The following is a 13,573-nucleotide window of genomic DNA, read 5'->3' on the forward strand; positions in this document are numbered from 1 at the left end:
AACGTTACAAAATGCCAAGACGAACGAATAATATGCCAAAACGCACTATCACCGAAATTTCTGAGGCACAAGAAGCGATGCTTCCTGAATATCGGCAAAAATGGCGCTCATTTGCAATATCAACCGAATCTATCGATGAGGAGAAAGTTAAATCGGTAATTAAAGCTGCTTATTTAGCAAGCGATTTTTCCGAACCCAAGATTTTGTTTTATGAAAGTCCTTTTGCTGCAATTCAAGAAATACTTGCTATTGATGATTTTAAAACTTATTTAGGAAAAGATATTAGTGGCAAATTTAGTAAAAGAGTTTCACATCATCTTTTACATGGGTTAAGACAGCAATTTGAAGAAGTAACTTATACAAAATTACAAAATAAAATTCATTATCCCGATTTTCCACATTATTGAACTGAGGATAATCAGATAATCTCATATTTTCCTCACGCATTTGAAATTTTAAAATGTATGGAAATTCAATTAGTTGATGATTTAGTTAATTCAGGATTAGATTTTGCGGATATTTTAGACTTTACAAACAATATGATAATAGCACCTAATTGGGCATTATTAGGTTGTATATTAGATTTTTGTATTTCAGTGCTTAATGTCGGACATGATAAGAAAAAATGGCAAGTGCTTCAAGATTTAATTCAACATTGCGGTTTTATATTTCAGTTTGAGAAAGTTTGTATTTGCTGCAATCGTCCTTGTCAATTATCTTTTGATAACAACAATTTGCTTCATGCTGAAGAGGAGCCTGCTATTCAATTCCGCGACGGCTTCAGTGTCTACGCTTGTCATGGAGAACAAATTTATCAGGAATGTTGATTTAAATAATGGTTATTTTTTGGTAAGTTGTTAAATATTGTTTTGATTCATTCCTTATTCACAAAATTCATTATTATCCCAGTTCCTTGGTGCGTGACGCTCAAAACAAATTAACTGTTTTCCATCAACATTTACGCAAGCGTCACACACCCTACAATTTAATCATTTCCCATGCCCGATGCCCCATGCCCTATTCCCCATTAATTATGATTGAAGCTGTAATTTTCGATATGGATGGTTTGTTGATTGATTCGGAACCATTATGGCAGCAGGCAGAAATTACTATATTTAAGCAAGTTGATATCATTCTTATTCCTTCTATGTGTATGCAAACTAAAGGATTGAGAATTGATGAAGTTGTAGACTATTGGTACAAAAAGTATCCTTGGGATAAGTTATCTAAATTGCAAGTTGAAGAAGCAATTGTTGATAAATTAATTGAGTTAATTCATACTGAAGGCAAAGCTCTGCCAGGAGTAAATGAAGCAATTGATTTTGTAAAAGCGAAGAATCTTAGAATTGCTTTGGCTTCTTCCTCATCATATAAAATTATCAATGCAGCGTTACAAAAACTAGATATAGCTGACGATTTTGAAATCATTTATTCTGCGGAATCCGAACCTTTAGGAAAACCTCATCCTGGCGTTTACCTTACCACTTCCCAAAAACTTGGCGTATCTCCTCAAAATTGCTTGGCTTTGGAAGATTCTCTTAACGGAGTATTAGCTGCTAAATCCGCTCAAATGAAATGTATCGCTATCCCAGAAACGTCAGAACTGCATAACCCAAAATTTGCGATCGCCGACATGGTATTGGAATCTTTAGAGCAGTTAGATGACAATATTTGGAATTTTATAAATTCATAATTTGGTAATTTATAAATATTGTAGGTTGGGTTAAAAGCGCACGAATCATATTGATGGCATACAGGGAATGACAATGCTTTTTTAACCCAACATTCCACCAGCAAATATGTACGAACATCTAGAACCTTTAAAAACAAAATTAATCGCTCTAAAAATCGAAAAAGCACCACCTCCGTGGCAGCTTAAAAGCGTTATTGCTGTTGGCGGATTGTGTTCTGTGGGTTTTGATAGAGATACAGATAATTTATTAATAGTATCCCATTCAGGTCGAGGTGTGGTTGATTGTTCGACTGGTGAAAAAACTACGAGAGATAGGGAATACTATTATGAAAATCAATATCTTGAAGCTGAAGGTATTGGTTGCTTAAGCGGCAAAATGATTAGTATGGCTGGTTTACTTGGTGGTGGTTTACCAGTATCTACTGATGACGATTGGAGTTTGGAGTCGGTGACAGTTAATTTTCCAGAAGAGATGATTTTGCTAGTTGAACCAGGTTCCGATTTGTATGGTATGACTTATAATCGACCGGATAATTTTACCAAGATTGAGCAACGAGAAACCATAAGAGCTTACGGTTTTTCCTATACCGGACAATCGTTTATTATTGCCACTAGCAGCGATGTAACTATCTATAATCGTTCCAATAAATTATTGTAGTGCGAGCATCTTGCTCCCTAGATAATTGAATATTGTATTATTTTGAATTATTTATTTAGCTTTCCAAATTATGTTGGGTTTCTCTTTGTTCAACCCAACCTACAAATTAAAAAAAATCAAATTAGGGGCAACATCTTTATAATTCCTAATACATATCATCAGCAATCACAAAGACATCACCCCTAAAAATTAATTATTCAAGATTACTTAATTACATTTAAACCTTAATCAGCAGGTGCTAATTCAGTTTCTGTACCGCCACGGTTGCGACGACGAGTCAGAGTATTGAATAACATCTGTCCAATCGCTTTGATTAAATTACCTTCTAACTCTTGGAACATTTTCATGTTCATACCAAAAGCTGCGTTAGCTTCATCAACTATTCTATCTGCTGTTGCTTCCTCGATGGGCATTTCATCTAAAGCTTGACGGTATTGTGCTTTAAACGCTTTTTCATCATCGATTTGATCGAATTCGTAAAAAGCTGTTCCTTCACCATCCGTCAGATTCATTGCTGTTTGAGCAATGTTTTTCAAAATTTGTCCACCCGATAAGTCGCCCAAGTAGCGAGTATAGGAATGCGCTACTAATAATTCAGGTTCATTCTGAGATACTTCACGAATGCGATTTACGTATGCTTCACCGGCTGGTGATAACTTTATTTGTTCTCTCCAGTTGGTACCGTAATAATAGCTAAGGTCTTGCTCTAAACTATGCTTTCTATAGAGTTCCTTAAAATCAATTTTAGATACAACTGGGTGGTTGCCGTGTTTTTCCAACTCCTCTTCCATCGCAGTATAAGCGAAGTAGAAGTTAGCAACTAACTTACGATAAGAATTTTTCTCAACGACTCCTTTTAAAAAGCACTTAACAAAACCAACATTTTCTGCCATTGTGTGGGCTTTTTTCGTGCCTACACGTAATTTGGTTGCTAAATTGCTACTCATGCTAAATTTCTCAACAATAAAAAGGTTAACTATTCATACCGTCATTTCAAAGTATGAAATTTTGCGTGTAAATGAAAGCTTGTAGAAGCTAGGAAGGCTGTTTCAAGTGAAATCGGACGGATATAATGTCCTTTATCCTAACTCACTTGTAACAATTTACAGTTTCTGCATCTATATCGACTTTCTTAAATCACGTTTGTTCATACTAAAAATAACTACTCAAAAGTAACATTAGAGCTAATTGATGATACTTTCTATTAAAATTTCTTAAGCAAATTGACTCAGTCCATTTTTACGCCGTAACAACCAGCTTATCGGCACTGTAAAGTAATATAAGTTGTGTAAACTTTTATCTCAAAATATTTATAAATATTACAAAGATAGATAATAGCCTATATTTTTCATCGCAGAAATTAGTCAATCCAAGGTATATTATGTAACACTATAGCAAGTATTAATTCTATGATAAAGAACACAAATGATTCATACATTCGCTTCACTTAAAACAAGCTTTTGAATATACTAAGAGTAAAACTTATAGCCGCTGTCTTAATAACTTAAAACTAGCCTTAAATTAACTTCAATAACTCTTTAAACAAGTTTGGAAAGCAATCAGCGATAATACTGACTTGATAAAATCTTCATTCTCGCTTGATATTATTCATAAGTATGTTTGCTCAAAAGTTGCCGAATTAGAATAAATTTATAGAAAGAAAAACAAAAGCGTAATATTAAACATTCCTGATGAAAACGTATTCAACGGGAATTGTTCTATCAAGTATAAAGTGTTATTCTCCTGTGTGAGTGTGTGGAGCGTTCAAAAGTTATGGTATCATTTATAACTGGTAATCGCAGTAATTTTCGTAGAGATTCTGCTTCAGAAGTAAACGGATGGAAAAATGCTTCTGCAAGTGGTTTCGGTCAAAATTCCCTGATACTGCCAAAATCTCCCCTATTTGGTACAGACGGTATTCGTGGAAAAGTAGGCGAATTATTGAGTGCGCCTTTAGCATTGCAAGTTGGTTTTTGGACGGGCATTGTATTGCGTAGTCGCGCCCAAAATATTGGTCCGGTGATTCTTGGGCAAGATTCTCGCAATTCGAGCGATATGCTGGCGATGGCTTTAAGTGCGGGATTGACAGCAGCAGGATTGCAGGTGTGGTACTTAGGTTTATGCCCTACTCCTTGCGTTGCTTATCTGAGCAGTATTACAGATGCTGTTGGTGGAGTAATGATTTCTGCAAGCCACAATCCACCAGAAGACAACGGAATTAAGATTTTTGGTGCTGATGGTATTAAGCTATCTAAAGCCTTGCAGCAAGAAATTGAAGCTGGATTGCGCGGGCAAGCATCACCTGCGGTGAGTGTAAGTAATTGCGGACGGCATTACTCTCGTCCGGAGTTGATATCAGAATATGCTCAGATATTGAAACAGCCGCTACATGGCAATGTAAATCTTCAAGGAATGAAGGTTGTTTTAGATTTGGCATGGGGAGCAGCTGTTGGTTTAGCTCCTTCTGTATTCGAGGAGTTAGGCGCAGAAGTTATTTGCTTGCACAATAGTGCAGATGGCGATCGCATCAATGTTGGTTGTGGTTCGACTCATTTAGGCATTCTGCAAGCGGCTGTGAAAGAAAACAACGCCGACTTAGGCTTTGCTTTTGATGGTGATGCTGACAGAGTATTGGCAGTAGACAATACTGGAAGAGAAATTAACGGCGACTATATTCTTTATCTGTGGGGAAATTCCTTGCAGCAAAGACAAGAATTGCCTGACAATTTGATTGTTTCTACCGTAATGGCTAATTTAGGCTTTGAAAGAGCTTGGAAGCAAATCGGTGGTCAATTTACCCGTACTGCAGTTGGAGATCAACACGTACAGGCAGAAATGCTGCGTAGCGGTGGAATGCTGGGTGGCGAACAATCTGGTCATATTCTTTGCCGTCACTATGGCATAACTGGAGATGGTTTGTTAACAGCCCTACACATAGCAGCTTTAGTACATCAAGCAGATGTGCCTTTATCTGAAATGGTCAGCCAAAGCTTTGTGACTTATCCACAACTGTTGCAAAACGTGCGCGTAGAAGATAGAGAAAAGCGCGTAGGCTGGAAAGAATGTCAGCCCGTACAGCAAGCAATTTCTCATGCCCAAGCAGCAATGGGTGATAGTGGTAGGGTATTAGTTCGTGCTTCCGGTACCGAACCCTTAATTAGAGTCATGGTAGAAGCTGAATCTGCCGAACTTGCTAACCATTGGACAAAAGAATTGGTTAATGTAGTACAGCAAAATTTGGCAGCATAAAAAGTTTGTGCGATTTAGATTGGAAAATTTTGGCTTTGTGGTAGTTAGTTGAAGCTTGGACAGTTCTGAAGGTTGTCAACTATCAACTAACTACATTCGGAAGATGATGTATAAAATATTAGTTATTATCTACTAACTAGTATTTACTAAACGTCTTTAATTTACCAATCTAAAATCTCCAATTTAATATGCTCAAATCTAAGGGTAAAAAAAATAAAAATTTAAAGAATAAAAATACAAAAAATAAAAATAAAAAAAAGCAGTCCAAAAAAGAGCAACCTACTTTAACTATCAAAGAAAGGCTAGCCCAGAAGCGTAAAGCTACTAGAGCGCGTAAAGAGCTTATTGACCTACTCTCAAAGTCAGGGGGAGTAGGTCTTGTATTAGGGATTGCGGCATTTTTTGTGGCGGGAATTAAATTAGCCGTTCCGGCGGTTGCTGGGGTGATAGTAATGGCGCTGTCCTATAAATATCCCCGTCAAGCTTTATTTGGATTTATTTTCTACGTACCATTTGCCGGTACCGTCACCTATTTGTTGGGTGGAAACGCCATACTTCAATTAGCAAAAGATGGCTTTTACGTTCCGGCAGTTATTGCACTGTGGCAGAAATGCCGCCAGCAGAACTTACCTTTTATTATCCCCAAAGGTATAACAAAACCATTATTTATTTTATTAGGCTTGTGTATTTGTACGCTGTTGTTTGTAAATGGAATGCAACAGTTTAATCCACCGCCACCCCCACTGTTTAAAACACCGCCGAAGTCAATGCCTCTGGGTATGGGGATTTTAGGACTGAAAGTATTTATGGGTTACATACCCTTAATGACCTGTGCATATTATTTAATTCGCAACAAAAAAGACTTTTTGTTTATATCGAGAATGCAAGTCATCTTGATACTAGTCTGTTGCTTGCTGGGGGTAGTTCAATATGCATTATTAGTTGTCGGTATTTGTCCGGGGACTCGTGGGGCTGTAGGGGTGGATTTATTCAAGGCAACTTTATCGGCTCGATGCTTTATTGGTGGTGCGTTGGTTTTCAGCCCCAGTCAAGGAATGATTAGACTGCCGGGTACCTTCGTAGCGCCTTGGCAATGGGCTTGGTTTTTGATTGCCAGTACCTTTTTTACTTTTGGTACTGGCTTTAGCGATCCTTCTGCTAAGTGGAGGATAGTTGGTTTGCTTTCTTTGGCATCAGTATTTGTCAATGCTGTAATTTCCGGGCAAAGAATTGCTTTGGCATTAGTACCGGCTTGCTTAGTATTGTTGTTATTACTTACAGGGCAACTTGCCAATCTCAAACGATTCATTCCTATTTTCGGTGGATTAGTTTTAGTTTTGTTCATAGCGATAGCTAGTAATCCAGCCGTCGTTCAAGAAAGAACCGACAGCTTTGTCAGCCGTTGGAATGCTTCACCGCCTTACGAATTTATTACCCAGCAGTTTGAAGAAGTTCTTCACAATACCAAAAATCCATTTGGAAATGGTTTGGGGAAAGCTACAAATTCCGCCAGAATAATGGGACCTACTAAACTCGTAGAAACATATTATCCGAAAGTCACCTATGAAGTAGGGATTTTGGGAGTTTTGGGATTTTTAGGACTAGTTACCAGCCTCACAATCTGTGCCTTCAAAACTTACCGTAAAGTAAAAAACCGTAATTTCCGTGGTTACGGAGCGGCTTTATGGGTGTTTATATTGTTTATAAGTTACAACACTTACTATTATCCTTTAGATGTTGACCCTGTTGCTGTTTATTACTGGTTTTTCGCTGGGGTGCTTTTCAAACTGCCAGAAATAGACAAGCTAGAAAGACTCAAAGAGGAGCAAAATCAACAGGTACAGGAAATATCTGCTGAAGAATCTACTAAAACTAAACGCAAGCACAAGGTTGTAGAAAACCCGCTTGGATGATAATGCACATTAGGAAGACAAGGAAATATTAACTACTAACTACCAACTACTAACTACCAACTACCAACTACTAACTACTAATTTTATATGTCAAACCCTTTAATATCAGTAATTATACCGACTTACGGACGCGAGGAAGCGTTGCGGGATAGCATCGCCGATGTGCTTAAACAGGATTATTCTAATTATGAGGTTTTGGTAGTAGACCAAACTCCGAAGCATCAACCCGAAATTGAAGCTTATTTAAAAGAACAAGCAGCAGCAGGTCATATTCAATGGTATCGCTTAAATTGGGCGAGTTTACCAGGAGCGCGTAATTATGCAGTACGTCGATCTGCGGGTGAGATAATTTTATTTATCGATGATGATGTGTTGTTAGAACCAGGGTTTTTAGCGGCACATGCAAAAAATTATCAAAATCCAGAGATAGGGGCTGTCGCAGGAAGGGTATTTGACCGGATGAAAATGGAAGATTCGGCAAAAGGTTATACTCAAGGCGACGGCAATTACACAGAAATTGAATATCTCCCTCCCCAAGCAATGGACCCCGGAATTGCTTGGTATTACATTGATTTAGTACATACGACCAAACCCCAAGAAGTTTTAACTGCTAGGGGTTGCAATATGTCTTTCCGACGTGAATTATTTACTAAGTTCGGATTGCATTTTGATGAAAGATTTCGCGGTAGCGCTGTAAGAGAAGAGTCAGATTTTTGCCTGCACATTCGCAAGACTGGGTATAAAATTTGGTATGACCCAGAAGCGCATTTAGTGCATTTAGGGGAAGAGACTGGCGGTTGTCACGATATCAGTACTCGTTCCACTAAATATCAGTTTACCTTTTATCACAATCATTTCTTGCTGGGGTTAAATAACTTAAATGCCAGTCAAGCTTTGCGTTTTTACGCTCGCTTGTTTGACTGTCACGTCCTTGGAAGACCTCCTTGTCATAAAAGTGGCTCTCCAATCAAAATTTTAACTCGCGGCGTTTTTTATAGTTTGGGGTTTCTAAAAGCTTTAGGGACTGTAATTCAGTCATTATGGAATGACGGTCAAGTTTATACTCAGCAAGACAAACAAGTTGAGATTGTTGAAGCTAATTCTAGAAAACCTGTTGGAAGTTTTTAAACGGATTATTAAACCGCAGATACGTAAATATGCGAAGGGAAGACAAATAAAAGCCTCTCTTTTATAAGGGAGGTTGAGGAATTTTATATTTCCTATTCCTCATTCCCTATTTATAATAACTATTCTCTAAAAACATGAAAATATTAGTAGCTAGTCATACATATATAGTAGATTTAAATTGCGAAAAATTACGCGCATTATCTCGATTACAATCTGATATTGAAGTTACGGTGGTTGTTCCTAAAAAATGGCGACCTGGAGGAGTTCAAAACAAAATTATCGAAACAGAATACCGCGATGAAGGTAATTTTCGTATAGTGCCTGTTTCTAATTTTAGTCAAAATCATCAAGGTTTACTTACTTTCGGTAGCGATATATTTGAGCTATTGTCAGAATTTCGTCCTAATATAATTCATGTAGAGCAAGGCTCTAGAGGTTTGGCTTACGCTCAAATGATTACTTTAAATGCTTTACTAGGGCTTAAAGCTAAAAATGTATTTTTCACCTGGTGGAATTTACCTTATAATTTAAAATTCCCGATTTCTATATTAGAAAACTATAATCTTGATAACAGTCATGGAATTATTTCTGGAAATCAAGATGGTGCCGAAATATTGCGCGAGCGAGGATATGAGGGACCAATTAAAGTTATGCCGCAACTTGGTGTGGATGAAACTTTATTTACGCCTAAACCACAACCAGAGTTAGCAAGCAAATTAGGTATTAAGGCGGATGATTTTGTTGTTGCTTTTGTGGGACGCTTTGTACCTGAAAAAGGTATCATGACTCTGTTAGACGCTTTAGTAAAGATTAAAGATAAATCTTGGAAATTCTTACTTTTAGGAAGAGGAGAATTAAAAGATGAAATATTGCAAAAGGCAGCAGATAAAGGAATTAAAGACAGAATTATATTAGTGGAAAGCGTTCCTCATAATGAAGTTGCAGACTATATCAATCTGATGAGTACTTTGATATTGCCATCAGAAACAACTTATAAATTCAAAACACTAACTTCTGTAGGTTGGAAAGAACAATTTGGTCACGTAATTATTGAAGCGATGGCTTGTAAAGTGCCGGTAATTGGTTCTGACTCTGGAGAAATTCCTCATGTTATTGGCGATGCTGGATTAATCTTTCCAGAAGGTAATTCTGAAGAATTAGCTAATCGTTTGGAACAGTTAATAGATAATGCTGATTATACCGAAAATATTGCTCAAATAGGTTATGCCAAAGCAATGGCACAGTATACAAATATTGCTTTAGCAAAGCAGCAATTAGAGTTTTATCAAGAATTAATTCATGGCTAGTTGTTAGTAGATAGTTGTTAGTAGTGTAGATATTTTACTCGCTTGGAAAATAATCATCGGAGCATCGAATTAATTGCATAAAAATTAGGGAACAAGATGCTCCCACTACATAATTAATGAAATATTAAAATCTTTCTAAAACAACTAACAACTAACCACTAACAACTAACAACTAATAACTAATAATTATGAAAATATTACAAATCGTTCCTTCAATTTCTCTTATTTATGGTGGCCCCAGTCAAATGATTTTGGGACTAGCACCAGCTTTAGCACGTCAAGGTGTAAAAGTTACCGTTATTACAACTGATAGTAATGGCGATACGGGACAAAACCCTTTAGATGTGACCTTAAATTCTCCCATCGAACAGGATGGTTATGAAATCATTTATTTCAAATGTTCGCCGTTTCGTCGCTATAAGTTTTCTGTTGATTTATTAAAATGGTTAAAAAATCATGCTAACGAATACGATTTAGCTCATATTCATGCTTTATTTTCTCCAGTGAGCAGTACTGCTGCTGCTGTTTGTCGCGCTAAAAAATTACCTTATATTTTACGTCCTTTAGGAACCCTAGATCCAGCAGATTTACGTAAGAAAAAGCAATTAAAACAACTTTATGCAGCAGGTTTAGAACGTCCCAATATCGCCAAAGCTGCTGCAATTCACTTTACCAGCGAACAAGAAGCGAAAGTCTCTCATAGATTTGGAGTGACTACTAGAGATTTGGTAATTCCCCTTGGTGTTAAGGAAACAAAGAAAAAATGTAGAGACGTTAAATTTAACCTCTCCGAGAGATTTAATATTCCCGACAATGTACCAAAAGTATTATTTATGTCGCGAATCGATCCTAAAAAAGGATTGGACTTATTAATTCCGGCTTTAGAACAACTTTTGAATGAAGGGTTAGAATTTCATTTTATTTTAGCTGGGACTAATCCTCAAGATCCAAGTTACGAACAAAAAATTCAGTCACAAATTCAAACTTCACCTTTAAATAAACATACCACCATTACTGGTTTCGTTACCGGCGAGTCAAAATCAGCTTTACTCGAAGCTGCTGATTTATTTGTTTTACCTTCCTATTACGAAAATTTTGGTATTGCTGTAGCTGAAGCGATGGTAGCGGGAATCCCCGTAGTAATTTCCGATCAAGTGCATATTTATCAAGATATTAGCGGTAGTGAATCGGGATGGGTAGGTAAAACCAATATCGAATCAATTGCAGACTTGCTTAGAGAAGCATTGAAATATCCAGAAGAAAGACAGCGCAGGGGATTACAAGCCAGAAAATACGCATTACTCAATTATAGTTGGGATGCGATCGCGCTAAAAATAGTTGAAGCTTATCAAGATATTATTGAGGTAAAAGGCTAAAGTTAGGAGTTGATGATGGAGTGATACATTTTATCCCCTCATCTCTCTTAGCTGTTTCCTATAATACTTTCATTACTATCGAAATATGTTTAAATTAATAATCGCAAAATTTAATAAAATACTTGTATATCGAAAAATAAGCAGGCTGCTAATACCCGGTTTAAATTAAAGGAATTAATTATGAGGAATAAATACAAGGCACAGCAGGTAAAGTCGAACCCACGACGCTGGCTTTTAGAGATTTTATTCCCAGATAAAAAGTTTGACGGACAGTTTCAGAATCCCGGCACGGAAAAGATTTTTGATTTTGACGATGTCATGGCAATTGAAAATCCAATTGCTTTTATTAGTCAAGAAATTGCGTATTACCCAGAAGGTGACGACGGCGAATTATTTGCATTGTTTATTTCCGGTTTGGGGCAACCTGAAGAAATATCTTCTAAGAGAAGCCGTAGATACGCACAGACTTTAAGAACTGGCGTAGCTAATATGAATAATTCTTCTTTCCTCAAACAAAATCCTATTTTTAGTTTTCTCAATAAATACTTGGATTGGATCGATGCTGCTATACATCGCATCGGTTTAGCTGGAAGCCCCGCAATTAGGAATACTGCTGTTTTAATTCTTTATGCTATAGAAAACGATAAAACTCTGAATTTATCTGGCGATAGTCATGGAACAATTTTATTAGCTCGCGCGATTAATCATGCTAAAAGAAAGTTTATCGCAAAAGATGCAGCTTTCTGGAATTTTAAAGCACGAAAAATTCAGGAAACAAGATGGCAAAATCGTACAGATCAATTGATTAATGTCTTTGCTTTCGGTAATAGCTACAAAAATTGGGTGAAAGGACCTAAATATATTATGGTCTCAATCAAGGGTGATATTGTACCAGAAAAATTTGGTATGAATCGCGATATAGCAAATCAAAAAGGCAGAGATGATATAAAATTTATCGTATTTGAGCGGGTATTTGAGAAAGGCAATTTTGAAGCTCACAACATGATGTTTACAAATGAACTTTTAAGACAAACTTTTATTAAAAATGATATTACAATTGGTAATTTTGCTGGTTTATATTATCAACTGAAAACAAGTACTCTAGAACTCGCTACAGCAGCAGAAGTAAATTGGCCAGATGATATGAAAGATTATGTATGGAATGAAGAAAGTCTTCAACAGTTGTGAGTTAGAAGTTAGGAATTAAGAATTAATGATTTAAAATTTATGATTTCAATTACCAAGTCCTATATTTGCTTTTTCCTCTAAATTTATGACTCATTTATCTTCTCAATCCTCTATTCCCATTGTACCAATTCGCCATTTCCTACAATTTCTCTAACTTCTGACTCAATTCCCAATTACGTTTTGTTTCAATCTGCTAGAACCCGATCTGGGAACCCGGTAATATGTGATGACTGCTTTTTTAAACACGCAAAACTTTCGGACTATCAGGTAATCTTCATATGGCTCTACGTCTCGGTGATACAGTTCCAAACTTTACTCAAGCTTCCAGCGAAGGGGAAATTGATTTTTATAAGTGGGCTGGGGATAGCTGGGTTGTGCTGTTTTCTCACCCCGCTGACTATACTCCTGTTTGTACAACTGAATTGGGTACCGTTGCTAAGTTAAAGCCGGAATTTGATAAGCGCAATGTTAAGACTATTGCTCTTAGCGTTGATGATACTGAATCTCACAAAGGTTGGATTGGAGATATTGAGGAAACTCAAAGCACTAAACTCAATTATCCAATTTTGGCAGACGATGATAAAAAGGTTTCAGACCTTTATGATATGATTCACCCGAACGCTAACGCTAAGGTAACTGTGCGGACGGTGTTTATTATCGATCCCGAGAAGAAATTACGTTTGAGTTTAACTTATCCTCCCAGTACCGGACGTAATTTTGATGAAATTCTCCGAGTAATTGATTCTTTGCAGTTAACCGACAATTACAGCGTTGCGACTCCTGCTGATTGGAAAGACGGCGATGATTGCGTTATTGTCCCCACTCTTAAAGATCCAGATGTTCTTAAGGAGAAATTTCCTAAAGGATACGAAGAAGTTAAGCCTTATCTGCGGATGACTCCTCAACCCAATAAATAATCTGTTGTTGAATTACCGTTTCAACATCAACTGTAATGCACTAAATGTAGAGACGTAGCAATGCTACGTCTTTATTATTTTGATACAAAACTAAGTAATTTGATTTTTTAATATTACACAAAATCTGGATTGATGGTTTCACTT

At 36.8% G+C, this 13,573-nt stretch carries 12 protein-coding genes; 11 read left to right on the forward strand and 1 reads right to left on the reverse strand.

Annotated features, from left to right (window positions below):
- Window positions 1-11 precede the first annotated feature (11 nt).
- The 4 genes from RIV7116_RS20690 (at window position 12) to RIV7116_RS20705 (ending at window position 2,351) form a co-directional block, all read left to right on the forward strand.
- On the forward strand, window positions 12-407 hold the full coding sequence (locus RIV7116_RS20690; protein ID WP_157229307.1) for a hypothetical protein: 396 nt from the start codon (window positions 12-14) through the stop codon (window positions 405-407).
- Window positions 408-464: 57 nt separating this feature from the next.
- Entirely contained in the window at window positions 465-827 is a 363-nt protein-coding gene (locus tag RIV7116_RS20695) for a DUF6745 domain-containing protein (protein ID WP_015120265.1), read from the forward strand.
- 185 nt (window positions 828-1,012) lie between these two features.
- Window positions 1,013-1,693: a hexitol phosphatase HxpB gene (hxpB, locus tag RIV7116_RS20700; RefSeq protein WP_198287543.1), complete on the forward strand. Its 681-nt coding sequence runs from the start codon at window positions 1,013-1,015 to the stop codon at window positions 1,691-1,693.
- Between the two features lie 106 nt (window positions 1,694-1,799).
- The gene (locus RIV7116_RS20705) at window positions 1,800-2,351 is read left to right on the forward strand and encodes a hypothetical protein (protein WP_015120267.1); all 552 of its coding nucleotides are present in this window, start codon (window positions 1,800-1,802) and stop codon (window positions 2,349-2,351) included.
- 224 nt (window positions 2,352-2,575) lie between these two features.
- On the opposite strand, the gene RIV7116_RS20710 is transcribed toward RIV7116_RS20705, so the two are convergent.
- A complete protein-coding gene (locus RIV7116_RS20710) occupies window positions 2,576-3,298 on the reverse strand; it encodes a heme oxygenase (biliverdin-producing) (protein ID WP_015120268.1) in 723 nt (240 codons plus the stop codon).
- A gap of 826 nt (window positions 3,299-4,124) precedes the next feature.
- Between RIV7116_RS20710 and glmM the strand changes: the two genes are divergently transcribed.
- From glmM to RIV7116_RS20745, 7 genes are all read left to right on the forward strand, one after another.
- Entirely contained in the window at window positions 4,125-5,600 is a 1,476-nt protein-coding gene (gene glmM / locus RIV7116_RS20715) for a phosphoglucosamine mutase (protein ID WP_015120269.1), read from the forward strand.
- Between the two features lie 188 nt (window positions 5,601-5,788).
- Window positions 5,789-7,513, forward strand: coding sequence for a hormogonium polysaccharide biosynthesis protein HpsL (hpsL, locus tag RIV7116_RS20720; RefSeq protein WP_015120270.1), 1,725 nt, complete (start codon window positions 5,789-5,791; stop codon window positions 7,511-7,513).
- A gap of 87 nt (window positions 7,514-7,600) precedes the next feature.
- The gene (gene hpsN / locus RIV7116_RS20725) at window positions 7,601-8,641 is read left to right on the forward strand and encodes a hormogonium polysaccharide biosynthesis glycosyltransferase HpsN (protein WP_015120271.1); all 1,041 of its coding nucleotides are present in this window, start codon (window positions 7,601-7,603) and stop codon (window positions 8,639-8,641) included.
- Between the two features lie 134 nt (window positions 8,642-8,775).
- Entirely contained in the window at window positions 8,776-9,948 is a 1,173-nt protein-coding gene (gene hpsO / locus RIV7116_RS20730; RefSeq protein WP_015120272.1) for a hormogonium polysaccharide biosynthesis glycosyltransferase HpsO, read from the forward strand.
- Between the two features lie 188 nt (window positions 9,949-10,136).
- Window positions 10,137-11,324 (forward strand): hormogonium polysaccharide biosynthesis glycosyltransferase HpsP, encoded by a 1,188-nt coding sequence (gene hpsP, locus RIV7116_RS20735; RefSeq protein ID WP_015120273.1) that lies wholly within the window; start codon window positions 10,137-10,139, stop codon window positions 11,322-11,324.
- A 180-nt stretch (window positions 11,325-11,504) separates the two neighbouring features.
- A complete protein-coding gene (locus RIV7116_RS20740) occupies window positions 11,505-12,512 on the forward strand; it encodes a hypothetical protein (RefSeq protein WP_015120274.1) in 1,008 nt (335 codons plus the stop codon).
- 278 nt (window positions 12,513-12,790) lie between these two features.
- Complete coding sequence (locus RIV7116_RS20745) at window positions 12,791-13,429, forward strand: peroxiredoxin (protein ID WP_015120275.1); 639 nt, start codon at window positions 12,791-12,793, stop codon at window positions 13,427-13,429.
- The last annotated feature ends 144 nt before the right edge of the window (window positions 13,430-13,573 follow it).

It is taken from the genome of Rivularia sp. PCC 7116 (assembly GCF_000316665.1).
Classification (GTDB): domain Bacteria; phylum Cyanobacteriota; class Cyanobacteriia; order Cyanobacteriales; family Nostocaceae; genus Rivularia.

Coding starts and splice junctions, on each gene's coding strand:
- RIV7116_RS20690 (WP_157229307.1), top strand. CDS start 12: ATGCCAAGACGAACGAATAATATGCCAAAACGCACTATCACCGAAATT.
- RIV7116_RS20695 (WP_015120265.1), top strand. CDS start 465: ATGGAAATTCAATTAGTTGATGATTTAGTTAATTCAGGATTAGATTTT.
- hxpB (WP_198287543.1), top strand. CDS start 1,013: ATGCCCTATTCCCCATTAATTATGATTGAAGCTGTAATTTTCGATATG.
- RIV7116_RS20705 (WP_015120267.1), top strand. CDS start 1,800: ATGTACGAACATCTAGAACCTTTAAAAACAAAATTAATCGCTCTAAAA.
- RIV7116_RS20710 (WP_015120268.1), bottom strand. CDS start 3,298: ATGAGTAGCAATTTAGCAACCAAATTACGTGTAGGCACGAAAAAAGCC.
- glmM (WP_015120269.1), top strand. CDS start 4,125: ATGGTATCATTTATAACTGGTAATCGCAGTAATTTTCGTAGAGATTCT.
- hpsL (WP_015120270.1), top strand. CDS start 5,789: ATGCTCAAATCTAAGGGTAAAAAAAATAAAAATTTAAAGAATAAAAAT.
- hpsN (WP_015120271.1), top strand. CDS start 7,601: ATGTCAAACCCTTTAATATCAGTAATTATACCGACTTACGGACGCGAG.
- hpsO (WP_015120272.1), top strand. CDS start 8,776: ATGAAAATATTAGTAGCTAGTCATACATATATAGTAGATTTAAATTGC.
- hpsP (WP_015120273.1), top strand. CDS start 10,137: ATGAAAATATTACAAATCGTTCCTTCAATTTCTCTTATTTATGGTGGC.
- RIV7116_RS20740 (WP_015120274.1), top strand. CDS start 11,505: ATGAGGAATAAATACAAGGCACAGCAGGTAAAGTCGAACCCACGACGC.
- RIV7116_RS20745 (WP_015120275.1), top strand. CDS start 12,791: ATGGCTCTACGTCTCGGTGATACAGTTCCAAACTTTACTCAAGCTTCC.